This window comes from Streptomyces sp. NPDC002623 (assembly GCF_053592635.1).
In genome coordinates, this window is sequence record NZ_JBSFWB010000003.1 from 510,342 (window position 1) to 529,344 (window position 19,003).

General features: G+C 72.0%; 9 protein-coding genes, 1 other RNA gene and 1 pseudogene. 5 read left to right on the forward strand and 6 right to left on the reverse strand.

All coding sequences use genetic code 11. The features are described from left to right. Nucleotides 1–176: 176 nt before the first annotated feature. The gene (locus ACWD4O_RS07890; RefSeq protein WP_451278462.1) at nt 177–7,220 is read left to right on the forward strand and encodes a DEAD/DEAH box helicase; all 7,044 of its coding nucleotides are present in this window, start codon (nt 177–179) and stop codon (nt 7,218–7,220) included. After that, on the forward strand, nt 7,217–9,484 hold the full coding sequence (locus ACWD4O_RS07895) for a UvrD-helicase domain-containing protein (protein WP_451278464.1): 2,268 nt from the start codon (nt 7,217–7,219) through the stop codon (nt 9,482–9,484). Before ACWD4O_RS07890 ends, ACWD4O_RS07895 begins: the two co-directional genes overlap by 4 nt. Nucleotides 9,485–9,548: 64 nt before the next feature. Here ACWD4O_RS07895 and rnpB read toward each other — a convergent pair. The 4 genes and pseudogenes from rnpB to ACWD4O_RS07915 form a co-directional block, all read right to left on the reverse strand. After that, an RNA gene (gene rnpB, locus ACWD4O_RS07900) (RNase P RNA component class A) lies at nt 9,549–9,951 on the reverse strand. 115 nt (nt 9,952–10,066) lie between these two features. After that, a pseudogene (locus ACWD4O_RS07905) lies at nt 10,067–10,846 on the reverse strand (DMT family transporter); the annotation flags it as partial. A gap of 18 nt (nt 10,847–10,864) precedes the next feature. Next, nucleotides 10,865–11,713 (reverse strand): AraC family transcriptional regulator, encoded by an 849-nt coding sequence (locus tag ACWD4O_RS07910; protein ID WP_451278466.1) that lies wholly within the window; start codon nt 11,711–11,713, stop codon nt 10,865–10,867. A 191-nt stretch (nt 11,714–11,904) separates the two neighbouring features. Next, nucleotides 11,905–12,540: a TetR/AcrR family transcriptional regulator gene (locus ACWD4O_RS07915; RefSeq protein WP_451278468.1), complete on the reverse strand. Its 636-nt coding sequence runs from the start codon at nt 12,538–12,540 to the stop codon at nt 11,905–11,907. Between the two features lie 48 nt (nt 12,541–12,588). On the opposite strand from ACWD4O_RS07915, the gene ACWD4O_RS07920 reads away from it, so the two are divergent. After that, nucleotides 12,589–14,298 carry an FAD-dependent monooxygenase gene (locus tag ACWD4O_RS07920; RefSeq protein WP_451278470.1) on the forward strand — a complete coding sequence of 570 codons (1,710 nt, stop codon included), beginning with the start codon at nt 12,589–12,591 and terminating at the stop codon, nt 14,296–14,298. Nucleotides 14,299–14,354: 56 nt separating this feature from the next. On the opposite strand, the gene ACWD4O_RS07925 is transcribed toward ACWD4O_RS07920, so the two are convergent. Next, nucleotides 14,355–15,788, reverse strand: a complete 1,434-nt coding sequence (locus tag ACWD4O_RS07925; RefSeq protein WP_451278472.1) for an RNB domain-containing ribonuclease — start codon at nt 15,786–15,788, stop codon at nt 14,355–14,357. Between the two features lie 143 nt (nt 15,789–15,931). On the opposite strand from ACWD4O_RS07925, the gene yaaA reads away from it, so the two are divergent. Both yaaA and eda read left to right on the forward strand, forming a co-directional pair. Continuing rightward, nucleotides 15,932–16,714: a peroxide stress protein YaaA gene (gene yaaA, locus ACWD4O_RS07930; RefSeq protein ID WP_451278474.1), complete on the forward strand. Its 783-nt coding sequence runs from the start codon at nt 15,932–15,934 to the stop codon at nt 16,712–16,714. A gap of 81 nt (nt 16,715–16,795) precedes the next feature. Then, nucleotides 16,796–17,458, forward strand: a complete 663-nt coding sequence (gene eda / locus ACWD4O_RS07935) for a bifunctional 4-hydroxy-2-oxoglutarate aldolase/2-dehydro-3-deoxy-phosphogluconate aldolase (RefSeq protein WP_451278476.1) — start codon at nt 16,796–16,798, stop codon at nt 17,456–17,458. On the opposite strand, the gene ACWD4O_RS07940 is transcribed toward eda, so the two are convergent. Then, on the reverse strand, nt 17,430–18,971 hold the full coding sequence (locus ACWD4O_RS07940) for a bifunctional RNase H/acid phosphatase (protein WP_451278478.1): 1,542 nt from the start codon (nt 18,969–18,971) through the stop codon (nt 17,430–17,432). The two genes, eda and ACWD4O_RS07940, sit on opposite strands and share 29 nt — an antisense overlap. Between the last annotated feature and the right edge of the window lie 32 nt (nt 18,972–19,003).

Consider the following 19,003-nt stretch of genomic DNA (forward strand, 5'->3'; position numbering starts at 1 on the left):
ATCAGCCACGCTTCGACGAGGAGCACGGCTGTCACAGCCTCTTCCGACGGGAACGGGCCCCGGTGTACCCGCCCCGTCACACACTGTCCGACCTGCCCTATACGGTTGATCCGCACCACACGGGGCGACCGCTGCCGCGCGAGCGCCCCGGGATCCGCAGACGTAAGGGGAGCGTCGTGAAACCCACTCTGGCCGCCGCCCAGCTTCGGGGCAGTCTGACGCAGTACCTCACGACGACCTACGCGCTCGCCGACGACGACACCCGGCGGGCTCTGGAGCGGTTCCTGGGGGACCCCGAGTCGGGGATCTTCCGGGGGCCGTACCTGCGGATCAGGACGCCGTTCCACAAAGCGGACGACGGGTGGGAGCGGCATCTGGAGTGGCAACCCGGGTTCACGCCGTGGCGGCACCAGGCCAAGGCGTGGCAGCGGCTCAGCACGCTGGGCGGCAGGGCGGCCGAGCCGACGCTCGTGACGACCGGCACGGGTTCCGGCAAGACGGAGTCGTTCCTGGTGCCGGTGCTCGACCACTGCCGACGACAGAAGGCTCTCGGGCGGCGCGGTGTGAAGGCCGTACTGCTGTATCCGATGAACGCGCTCGCCACCGACCAGGCGGGCCGCATCAGCGACTATCTGGCCGCGCCCGACCTCGCCCAGGTGACCGCGGGGCTGTACATCGGCGACCGGCCGGACACCGACTTCCGGCGGGTCATGACACGGCGCGAGGAGATGCGTGTCTCCCCGCCGGACGTACTGATCACCAACTACAAGATGCTGGACCTGCTGCTGCAGCGCGGTGAGGACCGGGCCCTGTGGGAAGGCGCGGACGTCGCGTACGTGGTGCTGGACGAGTTCCACACGTACGACGGCGCTCAGGGCACCGACGTGGCCATGCTGCTGCGCCGGCTGGCGACGGCGGTCGGTGCGACACGGCCGGACCGGCCGCTTGGGCGGATCTGCCCCGTGGCGACCTCCGCGACGCTCGGGGCGGGGCGCACGGGAACGTCCGCGGGGGGCATCCTGGACGTGGCAGGGCAGGTGTTCGGCATGCCGTTCACGGCGGACGCCGTCATCGGCGAGGAGCGGATGACCGCCGAGCAGTTCACCGGCGAGGTCGACTACGCGCTTCCCGAGCCGCCCACTCCACAGGAGGTCATCGCGGCGTCGGGCGGCGTCGGTGTGGAGTCGAAGCCGGACCTGCTGGACCTGGACGGGCTCGCCGCCCGCATGCTGGGGCGGCAGGGCCTCGACGCGTTCCGTATCGGCCGTCTGCTGAAGCGGCACGACTTCACGCAGGGCGTGCTCGCACTGCTCGACGGCGAACCGCTGGACGAGTGGGGCCTACGGGACCGGCTCGCGCGATTCGGATACGCCTGGGGGCGCACCGCCCGGGAGAATCCGCAGCTGGTGCTGCAAGCCCTGGCCCGCTTCGTGGCCCTGCTGTCCGTCGCCCGGGACCCCGATTCCGACGAACGGCGTCCGCGTCCCCTGCTGCACGTGGAAGCCCATCTCTGGGTGCGGCCGGTGCGGCGTGTGCTGCGTGGGGTCGGCCGGACACCGGAGTTCCGCTGGTACGAGGACGACCGCGCGCAGGCCCGCCGCGCTGCCCTGGCCGCCGCTCCCCCTTCGGACGAGGAGGACGGTCCCTCCGCCGGCAATGGGTCCTCGGGCGGCGCGAACCGGCCGCAGCCTCTGGCGGGCACGGATACGGCGGTGCGCCCCGCGCAGGTGCACCTACCTGCCGTGTACTGCCGCGCGTGTGGGCGATCCGGCTGGGCCGCGCTGTCCCCGGAGGCAGATCCACAGCAACTCGTCATGGCCCAGGACCGGATCTGGCGGGCCGGCGTCGGCCGCGACAAGCGCCGCATCCGCTACTTCGTGTCCGCGACCGAGCCAGAGCGACGCCAGGCGCTCGACGCGCTGGCCGGTCGCCTGCCCGCGGGCAGCGGCGTCGATCCGCTCTCCGTGGTCGTGCTCGACGGGGCGCAGGGCACCTATCGGCTGCCGACGGCGGGAGACGACGGGGACCTGATGGACGCCTGGTTCGCGCTCGCGCTGCTCGACAAGAAGACCGCCGACAAGGCGGCCAAGGACGACCGCTGTCCGGCGTGCAACACCGACAACAGCATCCGGTTCCTCGGTACGGCGCAGGCGGCGCTGGCCTCGGCCACGGTCACCCAGCTCTTCACGGGCGGAGACATCGCGCTGGTACCGGAGGAACGCAAGACGCTGCTGTTCAACGACTCCACGCAGGACGCCGCGCACCGCGCCGGATACGTCGCCAACGCCTCGTACAAGTTCTCGCTGAGGTCGCTGCTCGCGCACAATCTCGACGAGTCCGGGGCGGCGACCGCGCTCAACGACCTCATCGGTAACGTCCTCGACTCGGTGGACGATCCCGAGGCACTGGCCGCCGTGGTCCCACCGGATCTGCACGACGAGCCAGGCGTCGACCGGGTGCTGTCGGGTCGCGGCACCGGAGACGCCCGTACCTGGCGGCTGATCGGTGAACGGCTGGCGTTCGCCACGGTCATGGAGTTCGGGCTGCGGTCACGGCTCGGCCGCACCCTGGAACTCACGCGGACGGCCGCCGCCGAGGTCGTCGTCGAGAACCCTGCGCGAGTCACCGACCTCGCCCGCGATCTGCACCTCGCGTTGCCGGGCCAGATGGTGATGACAGGTGGGCTCCCGACACCCGAGCGGTATCTCGCCTATGTGCGGGGCCTGCTGGAGCGGCTGCGGCTGCGCGGCGCGGTCCGGCACCGTTGGCTGGAGCAGTGGATGCGGGAGGCCGGCGCCGACCGGTTCCTCATCAGCGGACGGCGGCCCGACGGCATGCCCGCCTTCCCCGAAGGGGTCGCCCCGCCGCGGTTCCTGCTGGACGGGCAGAAGGACAGAACCGAGTTCGACGTGATCACCGGTCGGCAGGCCTGGTTCCAGGACTGGACCCGCCGCTGCCTCGGGCTGGACGCTGCCGGGGCCACCGAGTACCTCCGCCGACTGCTGCCCGCCCTCGCCGAGGAGCATGTGCTCAGCGCGCGGACGGCGAAGGACCGCACCACGCGCGTCTACGGTCTCCAGCCCGGCCACATCCAGGTACGGCTGCTGGACGACTCGATCGTCAACAAGGCGTTCGTGGCGTGCGAAGACTGCGGCTGGCAGCAGGTCGTACCGCCGGAGCGGCGCACCCGCTGGTACGGCCACCCGTGCCCGCGCTACCGGTGCAAGGGGTACCTGACACCGCCGCAGCCAGGCACGCACCGCTCGACGCCGATCGACTCGCACGGCGGCAGCGGGGGCGTCACCGGCGCGGGCTTCGGTGCCCTCCAGGAGCGCGACTACACGAACGACTACTACCGGCGGCTGTACCTGACCGGTGGCACCTTCCGCGTCGTGACGGCCGAGCACACAGGCATGCTGACCCGTGCGCAGCGGGAGCAGGTAGAACGGACCTTCCGGGCAGGCACGCACTACACCGACCCCAACGTGCTGTCCTGCACCCCCACGCTGGAACTCGGCATCGACATCGGTGACCTCTCGGCCGTGCTGATCGGCTCACTGCCGAAGGGTCCCGCGAACTACGTGCAGCAGTCGGGCCGCGCGGGGCGAAAGACGGGCAACGCGCTGGTGGTCGCCTTCGGCGGACGTCGCGCCCGGGATCTGTACTACCTGGACCAGCCGCGAGAGATGATCGCGGGCGACATCGTGCCGCCGGGCTGCTACCTGTCGGCGGTGGAGATCCTGCGCCGCCAGTACACCGCGTGGCTGCTGGACCTCGCCGCACGCGGCGAGCTCACGACCGCGGACGGCGAGCGCCTGCAGCCGGTACCCCGCTTGGCCTCCGCACTGTTCGGTACGACGGGCTGGTGCCAGGACCTCGCGGACGCCGCACAGACACACGGGGCGACGCTCGTCGAGCGGTTTCTGAATCTGTTTCCCGGGAGCGGCACCCCCACCACGCCGGCCTCGGACGGCCTCGCCGCTCCGGACGGCGATGACTCCGGAGTGTCCCCGCACGCCGCCGACGAACTCCGGAAGTACGCGACCGGCGGCGTCGTACGGGCCCTCCAGGAGGCGGAGGAGGACTGGACGGGGCGGCGGGAGGAATTGCGGCGCAGGATCGCCGCGATCGACGAGGCTGTCGACTCCCTGGCCCGTACCGACGAGGTCCAGGACCGGGAACGGCGGGAGCTGGTCGCCGAGCGCCGCAGCACCGGGGACCTGCTGCGGGAGCTGAGCCGGACCAGCGCGCACGGCACGCTCGTCGAACTGGGACTCCTTCCGAATTACAGCCTGGCCGACACCACGACCCAGTTGGAGGCCACCCTGTATTGGTCCGAGGTTCCCTCGGACAGTGACGACCCTGTCGAGACAGGAGCCCCGAGGGAAGCCAGGCCGCCCGCCGGTGCGGAGCGCGTCCATCGCAGCGAGACCCGCGACTACGAACGCTCCCGCAAAGCGGCCCTCACCGAACTGGCCCCCGGCAACAGCTTCTACGTCAACGGCTACAAACATGTGGTGCGCGCCCTCGACATCGGCAGTCCGGAGCGCCGCGCCTGGTCGGTGTGGCGGCTCTGCCCTTCCTGCGGATACGTGCGTACGCAGAACGCGCAGACCGACACCTCGCCCTGCCCGCGCTGCGACGGGCGGGAGATCGCCGACGCGGGCTGCGTCCAGTACGTGCTCCAGCCCCGCCGGGTCGTCGCTCGGGACAAGCGGGACGACGCCCGTGTGCGGGACGACCGCGACGAGCGGGCCCGCCGGCAGTACGCGGTGCTCACCACCGTGGACATCGACCCCGACCACCTGGCCATCGACTCCTGGCGGCACGACACGGCGACCTTCGGCGTGGACTTCTCCCGTAGAGCCGTCATCAGAACGCTGAACCTGGGCCTCGACCGGCAGGACGGCAGCTCCACGGTGCCGCTGGCCGGCGAGGAAGTACGGATCAATCCGTTCTACGTCTGCACGACCTGCGGCGGCGCGACGGCGGAGGGCCGACCGGTCGTCGACCAGCCCCAGCACGCGCTGACCGACTCGGGGGCCGCTGCCACGAAGGGCAGCGCCCACCATCTGCTGTGGTGCCCCAGGCGGCGCACGCACGGCTCCGGGCGCGGAGAGGGACAAGGGGCGGCGGGCCAGGATGTACCGCTGCTGCTGGCCCACGAGCTGACCACGGAAGCCGTAAGGATCCTGCTGCCCGCCTCGGTGACACGGGCCCGGGAACGGCTCGCCTCATTCACCGCGGCGCTGTTCGCCGGTATCGCGGCACGCTACGGCGGCGACCCCGACCACATCGACATCGCCGCCGCCTCAATGCCGGACAGCCCGGACCAACTCGGCGCCGACTTCCCGCGGCGCTTCCTCGTCGTCTACGACCGGTTGCCCGGCGGCACCGGCTATCTGCACCGGCTGGCGTCCGCAGACGGGTTCCGCGAAGTACTCCTCAAGGCGCGCGAAGTGATCGACAACTGCGCCTGCCAGCAGAAGGAGCTGGACGGCTGCCACCAGTGCCTGCTGCGCAGGGTGCCGCCGTCGGACTACGACCGTGTCTCCCGCCGCGAAGTGCAGTCCATGCTGGACGAACTCCTCGGTGCCCACGGCGAACGCTGGCAGACCACGCCGGTATCGACGACCCGTCAGATCCCGCTGGAACGGCAGGCGGAGAGCGACTTGGAGGTCATGTTCGTCGACACACTCGAGGAGTGGGCGAAACACCCCGAGTCCCGGGCGACGGCGGACACGTACACCACGCCGGCGGGCACGCGGGCGCTGGATCTGCGACTGACCACCGGTGACGGAACGACCTTGAGCTGGCGGGTCTCTCAGCAGCGCGTCCTCGACGGAACCCGGCCCGACGTACTCTTCGAGCGGCTCGACGCACCGGGCCCACGGCTCGCCGTCTATCTGGACGGGTACCGCTACCACGCGAGCACCGAGCACAACCGTCTCGCCGACGACGCGACGAAGCGCGCGCGGCTCAGGGCGGACGGGCTAAGGGTGTTCCAGCTGACGTACCACGACATCAAGGAGTGGGGGAACCGGGTTCGTGACACCGGATACGCCGGGGTCGCTCCCGCAGACCCGGTGTGGTTGCCCTATGACCAGGAAGCGCAGAAGCGGGCACGCGCCTATTACGAGCGCACGCGCGGCGGCCTCCCCGGCGAGCTTTCGGAGACCGTGTGGATCAACCCGGCCGAACTGCTGCTCGCGTACCTCCGCGCCCCCGATGCCGGGCGGTGGCACCACCGGGCCGAGGCCGCAGTCGCCGGGCTCCTCGGGACACCTGGGCTGCGGGACACAGCGGTGCGAGCGGACGCGGTGGGTCGGGTCGTCGAAGCGGCGCTGCGCGGCGAACACTCCGGCGCGCCTCAGGGGCCCCTGCGCGTCCTGACGGCGACAGACCGGTCCGGATGCCGACTCGTCCTGGTCGCCGACGTACGGCACCGGCCACCGGCTTGGACCGGGCTGACGCTCCTGGACGACAGCGCCCACGCCGTCGCGGACGAGAAGACCCACAAGCGGCGTTGGCGGGCCTGGCTGTACTGGAGCAACGTGCTGCAGTTCCTGGAGCATGGCGGAGGTGACAGCGCACAGCTCACCACCACGCTGCTGGACGGCTTCTCCGCCGATGTGCTCACCGTGACCGGCGGAGCGGGGTGGCTGTCCTCGACCCGGATCGTCGCGGCCGCCACCGACGGCTCAGCACGGGAACCGGACAGCCTGCCGCCAGTGGCCGTCACGACCGGACTGCCCGCAGTACCAGCGACAACCGCCGACGAAACGCCCTCCGGGTCCCGGCCGAAGCGCGATGACGCCTGGGACGCCGTACTGGAGTACGTGGACCCCGACGAGGCAGGGCTTGCCGAACTGGCCCACGCGCTCGCTGAGCTGGGCGTTCCTGCTCCCGAGGACGGCTTCGAACTCGACGAGCACGGCTGGCAGGCCGAACTGGCCTGGCCACACGCCCGGCTGGGTGTGGTCCTGGCACCGCAGGGCACGGCCGAAGAACCGGACATCGAGGCCCATGACCGCGACCGTGCCTTCGCAGCCGCGCAGTGGGACGTACGGCCGGCAGGCGGATGGACCGCGGAGGAGATCGCCGGACGTCTCGGCGTCAACGGCGAGCGGCCTGCGAACTGCCTCACGGATCATGCCCGGCCGGGCATGGATACGACCGGACATGACGAGAACAAGAACGAGAACGGGGAGTCGGCATGACGAGGACCGGGGGCGTGACGCTGCGCCTGCTCGACAAGGCGGACAAGGAGATCCTCCGGCTGCCGCGCACGGTCAAGGGCGCCCTGTTCGACTTCCAGCACAAGTTCAAGGACAATCCGCGCACCCCAGGGCTGAAGCTCAAGCAGCTCAAGGGTGACAGCAGAATCTGGTCCGCACGCATCAACGACGAGTACCGGGCACTGCTGCTCCGACTGGCCGAGGACGACTGGCTCGTCGTCTCGGTCAAGCACCGTAAGGAGGTCTACGACCGGCTGGCCTACGGCATCAACCATGTCACCGGTGGCATCGAGTACGTCGACCTCCAGGTGGTGGAGGACAGCATCCTGCGACGCATTCCGCCGCAGGGACCGTCACCCGCCTCCCCCACATCCGCGCCCGCCGAAGCCGCGCCCACCTCCGCCCAGCCGCTGTTCGCCGCTTGGAGCGACGCGCAGTTGAGTGAGCTCGGTGTGGCAGAGCCTTTGGTGCCGGTCATCCGCACTCTCACCACAGAGGAGCAGCTCCTCGGGCTGATCGAATACGCGCCGCAGCTCACCGGTGAGGTCCTGCTCTCGCTGTACGACGGAAAGCCCTTCGAAGAGGTACGGGACGAGGTCACCGCACCCGTCGCTGCCCCGGACCCCGTAGACACCGAGGACTTCCGGACGGCCGCCGAGCGGCCCGCCACGGTCGTCACCACGTCCGATGACGCACTGCGCGAGGCGCTGGAGGCCGGAGACTTCGGCCGTTGGAAGGTCTTCCTCCACCCCGCCCAGTCCAAGCTGGTCGAACGCCGCTACTCCGGCCCGGCTCGCGTCGGCGGCGGTCCCGGTACCGGCAAGACGATCGTCGCCCTGCACCGCGTCCGACACCTCGTGTCCCAGCTGCCGCCCGGTCACACCAAGCCCGTATTGCTGACCACCTACAACAAGAACCTTGCCGCCGACCTGCGCTCTCGGCTCCTGGAGCTGGGCGGCGAGCAACTGGTGTCGCGGGTAGAGGTGAGCCACGTCGACCAGCTCGCTCTGCGTGTCGTACGGGAAGCCGAGCCCGGCAGCCGTAAGCAGACCATCGACGACAGCCAGGCCGTACGAGAATGGCGGGCGATGCTCGACGAACTCGGCGAGAGCGACTGGGACGCGGAGTTCCTCCACGACGAGTGGACACAGGTCATCCTCGGGCAGGCCGTCGGCACCCGCACCGACTACTTCCGGGCCCGCCGCGCCGGACGGGGCAAGAACGTGGGCCGGGCGGAACGAGCCGCCATCTGGCAGCTTGCCGAGCGCTTCACCCAGCGCCTGGACCGGCTCGGACGTCAGACGTGGGACCAAGTAGCCGAGCGTGCCGCCCGCCTGGAGATAGGGCGGGAACAGCGCATCCGCGCCATCGAACGCCAGCGGGAGGAGGCGGGCGGCCTGGACAACATCCACCTCCAGGACGGCTCTGGCGGCTGGCTGCGCTACCGGTACAGGCACATCGTGGTCGACGAGGCGCAGGACCTGCGCCCCGCACACTGGAAGATGCTGCGCGCGATGGCGGCCCGCGACACGGACGACCTGTTCCTGGTCGGCGACACCCACCAGCGCATCTACAAGAACCAGGTGACACTCGGCAGCCTCGGCATCAACATCCGCGGGCGGTCCGCGAAGCTGAGCCTCAGCTACCGAACGACGCGGCAGATCCTGCGCTCCGCACTGGAGGTACTGGGCGAGGAGACCTACGACGACCTCGACGGAAGCTCGGAGACCCTCGCCGGGTACCGTTCCGTGCTCAGCGGGGGCACGCCCGGTATGCACCCGTGCCCCGACTGGCGGTCGGAGCGCGAGGCGATCGCCGTGCACATCCTGGCCTGGGACGCCCATCCGGACGAACGGATCGCGCACGAGCAGATCGCCATCTGCGTCCCCACCAACCAGATGGCGAGCGAGCTGGGGAGCACGCTGGGGGAACACGGCATCCGAGCCTTGGAGATCGGCGCCGACGGCGCTCGGGGCGAGCCCGGAATCCACATCGGTACCATGTTCCGGTTCAAGGGGCTGGAGTACCAGCGCATGATCATCGCTGGAGTCAGCGACGGCCTGGTCCCCCGCGAACAGGTGAACCAGCTGCGCCGGACGGACCCCACGCGCTATCGCCGGGAAGCTCAGCGGGCGCAATCTCTCCTGTTCGTGGCAGCGACCAGGGCGCGCGACAGCCTCGACATCTTCTGGCACGGTACGCCGAGTCCGTTCCTGCAGCGTCTACTGGGACGCAACTACGGGTAAGGTGCCGACAATCAGGCGAACAGTGCTACGCCCAGCCCTTTCGCTGATCGGGGGGGCTTAGCGGCAGACGAGTCGGGCTATACGCCGGGTTCTGTCGCCCGGCTGCCTCGCGGCGGCCGGGGAGACGGCCATCCATCTAGGGTCGGCGTTGCCGCCGGCCTCGTGCGGTCTACCCGTGGACTCGGGCGGGCAGCCCTCGGGCGTCCACGCAGAAACACCGGGGTGTTTCCTTTTGACCTTGCTCCGGGTGGGGTTTACCTAGCTGCCCAGGTCGCCCTGGGCACTGGTGGTCTCTTACACCACCGTTTCACCCTTACCCAGCGCCGAAGCGCCGGGCGGTTTGTTTTCTGTGGCACTGTCCCGCGGGTCACCCCGGGTGGCCGTTAGCCATCACCCTGCCCTGTGGAGCCCGGACGTTCCTCGGGAAGCCCCCTAAGGGGACTCCACGCGGCCGTCCGCCCGGCTCGTCTGCCGTGTCGACCATGTTACCGGGCGGGTGCCCTTGCCCGGACCGCCCGCCGTCGCCAGCACCGAACCCGCCAGGATCAGGAGGAACGCGGCCACGATGCCCGCCGTGAGGCGTTCGTCCAGGAAGAGTGCGCCCACCGCCACCGCCACCGCCGGGTTGACGTACGTGATGACCGTCGAGCGGGTCGGGCCGATCTCCTTGATCAGTTCGAGGAAGGCCACGAAGGCGACTGCCGTGCAGATTGCTCCGAGGGCTGCGAGGGAGGCGAGGACCTCTGTCGACGGGAGTGTGGACGGCCAGGACGCCGCCGCCGCGGGGGCGTAGATCAAGGCGGTCAGGGTCAGGCAGGGGGCGATCAGTTGGAGGGTGGGGACGTCCTTGAGGCGGCGGGCGGCTATCAGGGGGGCCGTGGCGTAGCCGATCACCGTCAGCAGCACCTCGCCCAGCGACTTCACATCCCCTCCCGTCAGGTGCGGGACCGTGAGCACGCCGACGCCCGCCAGGCCCAGGGCCAGGCCGGTGATCCGCCGGGCGCCCAGTACCTCCGTGTCGCCGAAGAAGCGGGCCGCCAGGACGCCGACGATCGGGACGCCCGCGATCAGCAGGCCGGCGGTGGAGCTCGACAGGTGCCGCTCGGCGTCCGTCAGTGTGAACCAGGGGCCCACGATCTCGATGCACGCGAAGGCCAGCATGGGCGCCCAGTGCGCCCGGACGGTGCGGATCAGGCCGCCCTGGCGGATCGCGAACGGCAACAGGAGCAGCGCGCCCAGCGCACAGCGCGTGAACACGACCATGGACGGGGAGAGGTCCTCCACCGCCACCTTGATCAGCAGATAGGGGATGCCCCAGACCACTCCCATCAGGGAGAACAGAAACCAGCCACGTGCAGTCATACGGCCATGCTCACCGTTTCAGCGACGTCCGTCTTGAACGCTGTTGCGGTACGCCGCCGGGGTCACCCCCAGCACCCGGCGGAACCAGCGGGTCAGGTGCGCCTGGTCCGCGAAGCCGACCAGGATCGCCACCTCGGCCGGTCGCAGTCCGGCTTCCAGCAGGCCGCGGGCGCGGGCCACCCGGTGCTGGGCCAGCCAGGCGTAGGGCGGGATCCCCATCGTCGTACGGAAGGCCCGCAGGAGCTGGTAGCGGGACAGGTCCAGGTCGGCGGCCATTTCGGCCAGGGAGGGCGGCTCGACCAGCTCGTCGGCCAGCCGGTCTCGTACGGTGTGGGCGATGCGGTCGGCGCCGGGGACGGTGTCGGTGACCGCACGGGCCGTGGAGTGGCGGCGGGCCAGGGCCGTCAGCAGCCACGGGAAGCGGGACTCGGCCTCCAGCGGGTCGGGGCAGGCGGCCAGTTCCGTGTGGGCGCGGCGCAGGGCGGCGGCCAGTTCCGGGTCGTCCACGACGGCGTCGCGGAAGTGTGGGACTCCGGTGCCGAGGGCGCCGTCGCCGAGCAGCCCCGGGGTCGCGTAGAGCGCACGGTAGGCGTAGCCGTCGGTGTCGTTGCCGGGGCCGCCGGTGTGCATCTCGCCCGGGGCCAGGACGATGATGGCGCCCGGGCCGCTGCGGATGTGGCCGCCGCGGTAGTCGATGACCTCGGAGCCGCCGACGCAGACGCCGACGGTGAACTCGTCGTGGGCGTGCGGGGCGTAGACGTGCTTGTCGAAGCGGGCGGTGAGCAGGTCGAGGGGCGGGCCGCAGCGGCCCAGCCGGGCTCTCGTCCACAACGCCTGCTCCCGGCTCACAGCCCGCTCCTGGCTCACAGCCTGTTCCCGGCTCGCAGCCCGTTCGCGGCTCACGGCCCGCTCGCGGCTCGCAGCCCGTTCGCGGCTCACAGCCTGTTCACCGCTCACGCGCCGATCCCCCTCATGCTCTGCCGACCCCTTCGTGCCTCTGGGACTGCAACGCTTTCGGGCCGCGGTTCCATGCCGCTGGACACGTTGGACGTCGGACGTCAGGCTCCCGTCCCGAACACCCCCTCCAGCGCGTCGAAGGCCGCCTCCAGGCGCGCCCGATGTCCGTCCACGAGCGTCGCCGCCCGCTCCCCCGCCAGCATGCGGCGCGCCGTGGCGACGTAGACCGCGCGGTACGCCGCGACCGTCACGGCGGCGGCCAGGTGCGGGTCGGGGAGCTCGGGGGCGGTCTCCGCGAGGGTCCGCGCCAGGGCCTCCTCCACCTCCTCGACCCCCTCGCGGGCCCGGGCCCGCAGGGCCGGCGAGTCGACGACGATCCGCCAGAAGTGCGCGAAGTCGTCGTCGAGCCCGCCCAACGGGTGCCGCCGGCCCAGGAGTCGGAGCGCGAGGGCGCGGAGGGCGGCGAGCGGGCTCTCGTCGGGGCCTCGTCGCCGTACCGCCTCCGTGAAGAGTTCGACGGCCTCGGGGATGCGGTCGAGGAAGAGGTCCTCCTTGCGCGGGAAGTAGTTGAAGACGGTCATCGCGGACACCTCCGCCACCCGGGCGACCTCCGCGACGGTCACCTCGTCGAAGCCGCGCGCCACGAACAGGCCCGTCGCCACGTTCGAGATCCGCTGCCGCGTGGCCTGCTTCTTGCGCTCCCGAAGGGACGGTTCCGCTTTCTTTTCCTCCACCATGAGGAAAACTATAGCGGCCACAAACTTTTAGTGACTAAAGTGAAATTCATGACGGATGACGGCGTGATGAGCGACGGTGTGATGAGTGACGGTGTGACGGAGTACGACGTGGTGGTGGCCGGTGCCGGGCCGGTCGGGCTGATGCTGGCCTGCGAGCTGGCGCTCGGCGGGGCGCGGACGCTGGTCGTCGAGCGGCTGGCCGAGGTGGACGAGACGATCAAGGCCGGCGCGATCAACTCCCCGACGGCCGTCGCCCTCTACCGGCGTGGACTGCTGCCCGCGCTCGCGGAGGTGCAGGAGGCGGCGATGAACCGGTTCCGGGCGTTCCGGGAGTCCTATGAGTTCCGGAAGTCGCGGGGCGGCGAGCCGGCCGCGGCAGCCGCGTCGGCCGTGCCTCCGCCCAGGTTCGCCGGGCACTTCGCCGGGATCATGCTCAGCGCCGCCCTGCTGGACGAGTCGGACCCGGCCTTCGCGGACCTCGGTCCGGCCGACGGCATCGGCCTGATCCCGCAGGCGACGCTGGAGCGGCTGCTCGGCGAGCGGGCCCGCGAGCTCGGCGTGGAGGTGCGCCGCCAGGTCGAGCTGACCGGCTTCGACACCGACGGAACCGACGGAACCGGCGACACCGGCGACACCGGGGAGGGCGGCGGCGTCACGGTGCGTCTCACGGGTGCGCAGGACGTGCGTGCGGGCTGGCTCGTCGGATGTGACGGCGGCCGCAGCACCGTGCGCAAGCTCGCCGGGTTCGACTTCCCGGGCACGCCCCCGGAGATCACCGGCTACCAGGCGATCGCCGACCTGACCGGCGTCGAGGGGCTGCGGGGCGGCTGGAACACGACGAAGTCCGGGACGTACGCCTACGGTCCGATGCCCGGCCGCATCCTGACCGTGGAGTTCGACGGACCGCCCGCCGACCGCGAAACGCCCGTCACCACCGAGGAGTTGCAGGCCAGTGTGCGCCGCGTGACCGGTGTGGACGTCACGGTGGGCGAGGTGCGCTCGCTGACCCGGTTCACCGACAACTGCCGTCAGGCGAGCACCTATCGCGCGGGCCGGGTCCTCCTCGCGGGCGACGCGGCGCATGTGCACTCGCCGTTCGGCGGGCAGGGACTCAACCTAGGGGTCGGCGACGCGATGAACCTCGGCTGGAAGCTCGCGGCGGTGGTACGCGGGGACGCCCCCGAGGGACTGCTCGACTCGTACACGAGGGAACGCCATCCGATCGGCGCCTGGGTGCTGGAGTGGACTCGGGCCCAGATCGCGCTGATGCGCCCCGAGTCGCACGCGCGCGCCCTGCGCGAGGTGGTGACCGGCATGGCGGGAACCGTCGACGGCACCACCTACCTCGTCAAGAAGATCTCCGGCGTCCGGCAGCACTACGACCTGCCCGGCGACCATCCGCTGGTCGGCCGCAGCGCCCCCGACCTGGAGTTCGCCGACGGCACCCGGCTCGCCGACCACCTGCACGGCGGGCGCGCCCTGCTGCTCGACCTGGCCGACGACCCGAAGCTGCGGGCCCGCGCGGAGGGCTACGGCGACCGGGTGGACGTCCGCACGACCGTCGCCCCCGGCCGCCCGGAGCCGGCGGCGCTGCTCGTGCGGCCGGACGGGTACGTGGCCTGGGCGGCGACGGCCGACAGCACGCCGGACACGGCGGCCGACGGTCCCGACGACACGCTCGACGCGGCCCTGGAGCGCTGGTTCGGCGCGCCGGTCGAGCGCGTCCTCCCCGTCGAACCCGTCGCACCCGTCTCCTGACCCGCCGCGTCGCACCCGTCTCCTGACCGCCGCGTCGGGACCGTCGGGCGAGACCGTCAGGCGGGCGTGAACCGTACCTTCCGCGTCGCGGGGTCGGCCTGGGTCAGCCGGACCCTGAGCCGTTCCCCCAGGGGGAGGTGGTCGCCCTCGACCCGGCCGATGACCGCCGGGGACTCCAGCTGGACGGTCCCGACGGACGGACGGCGCTCCTCCACGTCCACCACACAGCCGTCGAAGACCTCGCCGAGGCGGTCCTTGAGCAGGGCGGCCTCGGCGATGTCGACGCAGCCGCGCTCGACGGCGTTCGCGCGCCGCCCGCCCTCCGCCATCTCCTCGGGCAGGGCGTCGAGCGCGGCGAGCACCCAGTCGGGCGGGGGCTCGTCCGCGACGGCGGCCAGGCACAGCTCGGTGGCGTAGCGGTCGGCGAGGCGGCGGAGCGGGGCCGTGCAGTGGGTGTACGCGGCGGCGACGGCGGCATGGGTGGTGATGTCGGGGAGCTTGTCGTCCCGGAAGACGGTGTAGCCGGCGCCCCGCAGCAGGGTCGTGCACTCCTGGAGGAAGGCCGCGTTGCGGGGCTCGTGCGGGTCGAGGGAGCGGACGAGCTGCGCGTACGAGACATGGTGCGGCCAGTCGATGCGCAGGGCGTGCGCGGTGCGGCGCAGCCGGCCGACGGCGCCGTCGGGAGCGGCGGGCAGCGTGCGCAGGACGCCCGTGCCCGAGGCCAGCATCAGGTCGGCCGCCGCCATCCCGGTGAGGAGGGAGAGCTGCGCGTTCCAGCCGTCGGCGGGGAGCGAGGCACGGTAGGCCAGCTCACAGCCGTCGTCGCGCTCGACGATCTCCTGCTCGGGCACGTCGAGGGAGATCCCGCCCCGCTCGACCTCCAGGCCCTCCCGCAACTTCCCCACCACGGGGAGTAGTCGGAGCAGTTCCTCGGCGGTCCCGTCGTCGATCCTGCGCTGTACGCCCGCGTAGTCGAGCTTGGCGCGGCTGCGGACCAGGGCGCGCCGGACGTCGACGGCGACGGTACGGCCGTCCGCGTCGAGGTCGATCGTCCACAGGGCGGCGGGGCGGATCCGGCCCGGCAGCAGACTGGCGGCGCCCTCGCTGAGCACGGCCGGGTACAGCGGAACCTTGCCGTCCGGGAAGTACAGAGTGTTGACCCGGCGGTGCGCCTCGGCGTCCAGCGCTCCGTCGGGGACGACGAACGCGGCGACGTCGGCGATGGCGTACCGGACGCGGTAGCCGGCGCCCTGTCGGGAGAGGTGCAGCGCCTGGTCGAGGTCGGTGGAGGCGGGCGGGTCGATGGTGAGGAAGGGGATGTCCGTGGCGTCGTAGGACGGGAGCGTCGGCCGTCGCGCCGCGCGCTCCGCCTCGGCCAGCGCCGCGGGCGGGAAGTCGCCGGGCGCCCCGAGCTCGGTGCGCAGTGCGGTGAGGGCGGCCCGGAGGGGAGTTTCGGGGGCGCCGGTCACGCGGATGTGGCGGCGGGGCATGCAACGAGCGTAGGACCGGGGCGGCCTGGCGGCACGCCGTACGCTGTCGCAGCACAGTTTTACGTTCCGCCCGGTTTCACGTTCCGCCCAGTTTCATGTTCCGCCCGGTTGCACGTTCTACCGAAGTCCGAGGGAGATTTTCCGTGCTGGTCCTGCTGCCGCCCTCCGAAGGCAAGGCGTCCTCCGGACGTGGTGCCCCGCTCAAGCCGGAGGCGCTCTCCCTGCCGGGGATCGGCGCCGCCCGCGAGGCGGTCCTCGACGAGTTGGTCGAGCTGTGCGCGGCCGACGAGGACAAGGCGCGTGAGGTGCTCGGGCTGAGCGAGGGGCTGCGCGGCGAGATCGCGAAGAACACGGAGCTGCGCACGGCGGGCACCCGGCCGGCCGGGGAGATCTACACGGGGGTCCTGTACGACGCGCTCGGCCTGGCCACCCTGGACGCGGCGGCGAAGAGGCGCGCGGCCAGGTCGCTGCTCGTCTTCTCTGGGCTGTGGGGCGCCGTCCGGGTGACGGACCGGATCCCGTCGTACCGCTGCTCGATGGGCGTGCGGCTGCCGGGGCTGGGGGCGCTGGGCGCGCACTGGCGTGCGCCGATGGCGTCCGTGCTGCCCGAGGTGGCCGACGACGGGCTGGTGCTCGACCTGCGGTCGGCGGCGTACGCGGCCGCGTGGAAGCCGAAGGGCGAGGTCGCGGCGCGGACGGCGAGCGTGCGGGTGCTGCACGCGCCGACCCGGAAGGTCGTCAGCCACTTCAACAAGGCGACGAAGGGGCGGATCGTCCGGAGCCTGCTGACGGCGGGGATCGCCCCCAAGGGCCCGGCGGAGCTGGTGGAGGCGTTGCGGGACCTCGGGTACGTGGTGGAGGAGCAGGCGCCGGCGCGGGCGGGTACGGCCTGGTCGCTGGACGTGCTGGTGGACGAGGTGCACTGACCGTCCCCGTCCCACATACAGTCATTGCAACATGCGCAACGCCCTTTGCGCGTGTTGCACACCGGGGGCAGGATGAGGCGCATGACCTCGCCTCTGCCCTCCCCTTCGGCTGTCTCGGTACTGGATCTGGCTCCCGTCGTACCCGTGGTGGTCGTCGAGGACGCCGCCGACGCCGTGCCGCTGGCGCGGGCGCTGGTGGCGGGCGGGCTGACCGCGATCGAGGTGACGCTGCGGACGTCCGCCGCGCTCGACGCGATCCGGGAGATCTCCGGGGCGGTCCCGGAGGCGGTCGTCGGGGCCGGGACGGTGATCGCCCCGGAGCAGGTGACGGCGTGCGTGGCGGCCGGGGCACGGTTTCTGGTCAGCCCCGGCTGGACGGACGTCCTGCTGACGGCGATGCGGGCGTCCGGGCTGCCGTTCCTGCCCGGGGTGTCGACGACGTCGGAGGTCGTGGCGCTGCTGGAGCGCGGGGTCCGGGAGATGAAGTTTTTCCCGGCGCAGGCGGCGGGCGGCACGGCCTATCTGCGGTCGCTCGCCGGACCGCTCCCGCAGGCCCGTTTCTGCCCGACGGGCGGGATCGGCCCGGACAACGCGCCGGAGTACCTGGCTCTGCCCAACGTCGCCTGTGTGGGCGGGAGTTGGATGCTTCCGGCGGACGTGCTCGCGGCCCGGGACTGGTCGCGGGTCGAGGAGCTGGCGCGGGCCGCCGCGTCCCTCAGGGCCGCAGGTGGGACGTCTCGTTGAACAGGCGGACGCTGGCGTTGCCGTCCGCGTAGTAGGCCACCGCCGACAGTGAGGCCGCCGACAGCTCCATGCGGAACAGGGACTCGGGCGGGGCGCCCAGGGCGAGCCGTACGAACGTCTTGATCGGGGTCACGTGGGTGACCAGCAGGACCGTGCGGCCCGCGTACTCCGCGACCAGCCGGTCGCGGGTGGCCGCGATCCGGGTGGCGGTCGCCGCGAAGCTCTCACCGCCGCCGGTCGGCTCGGCCTCCGGGTCGGCGAGCCAGGCGTTCAGGTCCTCCGGGTGGCGCTCGCGGACCTCGCCGAAGGTCAGCCCCTCCCAGGCCCCGAAGTCCGTCTCGATCAGCCCCTCGTCGACGGTGACCTCCAGACCGAGACGGGCGGCGACGGCGCCGGCGGTCTGCCGGGTCCGGGCGAGCGGGGAGGCGAGGATGTGCTGGACGGTCCCGCGCCGGGCGAGCGCGGCGGCGACCCGCTCGGCCTGCTCCCGGCCCACGTCGGAGAGGGAGGGATCGGTGCCCCCGCTCCCGGAGAACCGCTTCTGCGGGGTGAGCGGGGTCTCCCCGTGCCGCAGCAGCACAAAGGTGGCAGGCGCCCCGAGATCGGGCGCGGCCCCCCAGCCGACAGAGGGGCTGCCAGAGGGACTGCCAGAGGGACTGGGGGACGCGGAAGCGCCGACAGCACGGGCAGCACGCCGATCGGCCTGACCCTTCGCGTCGCGGCCCACCGCGTCACCGTCCTCCGCGCCGCCACTCACGGCGTCACCGTCCACCGAACCGTCACTCACCACGTCACCGTCCTCCGCGCCACCGCCCACCACGTCACCGTCCTTCGAGTCACCCGCCGGGTCCGGACCACCGGCGAGGGACCCCGACATGGCAGCCGTCGCCGAAGCCGTCGTCGATCCCGCAGCCGTCGCCCCTCTCGCGCTCGCAGCGGCAGCGGCAGCGGCAGCGGCAGCCGGGCGGGCTGCGGCCAGCGCCTCGCGGGCCCTTGCCGCGCCTGCGGTGGCGTCGCCGGGCGGGCCGGACGGCTCGGGGGCGGCGGGTGCCGAGGGGCGAGGGTGCAGCGCCGCCCGGGACGCTTCGGCGTCCCACTGCTCGCCCCGCTTGCCCGCGTCCATCGCCTCGTTGGCCAGACGGTCGGCGTGCTTGTTCTGCTCGCGGGGGATCCACTCGTAGGTGACCTGGGGGCGCGGCAGGATCCGCGCCGCCTCCGCCGCGAGGGGCTTCATGTCGGGGTGCTTGATCTTCCAGCGGCCGGACATCTGCTCGACGACCAGCTTGGAGTCCATCCGCACGCGCACCGCGGCCGACGGGTCGAGTTCACGGGCGGCGCGCAGGCCGGCCAGCAGCCCCCGGTACTCGGCGACGTTGTTCGTGGCGACGCCGATGTACTCGGCGCGCTCGACGAGCGTCTCCCCCGTCCCCGCGTCGATCACCACGCTGCCGTAGCCCGCGGGCCCCGGGTTGCCCCGCGACCCGCCGTCGGCCTCGACGATGAACTCCCGCACCGCGTAGCTCCTCCACAGACCGGACTCCGACA

Excerpts from the sequence above, each read along its gene's own strand:
- ACWD4O_RS07895 (WP_451278464.1), top strand. The coding sequence starts at position 7,217 with ATGACGAGGACCGGGGGCGTGACGCTGCGCCTGCTCGACAAGGCGGAC.
- ACWD4O_RS07915 (WP_451278468.1), bottom strand. The coding sequence starts at position 12,540 with ATGGTGGAGGAAAAGAAAGCGGAACCGTCCCTTCGGGAGCGCAAGAAG.
- ACWD4O_RS07920 (WP_451278470.1), top strand. The coding sequence starts at position 12,589 with ATGACGGATGACGGCGTGATGAGCGACGGTGTGATGAGTGACGGTGTG.
- ACWD4O_RS07925 (WP_451278472.1), bottom strand. The coding sequence starts at position 15,788 with ATGCCCCGCCGCCACATCCGCGTGACCGGCGCCCCCGAAACTCCCCTC.
- eda (WP_451278476.1), top strand. The coding sequence starts at position 16,796 with ATGACCTCGCCTCTGCCCTCCCCTTCGGCTGTCTCGGTACTGGATCTG.